Annotated in this window: 1 rRNA gene; it reads left to right on the top strand. The window is 53.1% G+C overall.

Features of this window, described 5'->3' with window-relative positions:
* Window positions 1-273 (top strand): 16S ribosomal RNA (locus MRBLMU1_RS27635); the annotation flags it as partial.

A 273-nucleotide genomic window follows, 5' to 3' on the forward strand; every position in this document is an offset into this window, starting at 1 on the left:
CGGTCCAGACTCCTACGGGAGGCAGCAGTGGGGAATTTTGGACAATGGGCGCAAGCCTGATCCAGCAATGCCGCGTGAGTGAAGAAGGCCTTCGGGTTGTAAAGCTCTTTTGTCAGGGAAGAAACGGGTCTTTCTAATACAGAGGCCTAATGACGGTACCTGAAGAATAAGCACCGGCTAACTACGTGCCAGCAGCCGCGGTAATACGTAGGGTGCAAGCGTTAATCGGAATTACTGGGCGTAAAGCGTGCGCAGGCGGTTTTGTAAGTCTGT

It is taken from the genome of Burkholderia sp. LMU1-1-1.1 (assembly GCF_040675865.1).
In the GTDB taxonomy this organism is placed as follows: domain Bacteria; phylum Pseudomonadota; class Gammaproteobacteria; order Burkholderiales; family Burkholderiaceae_D; genus Rugamonas.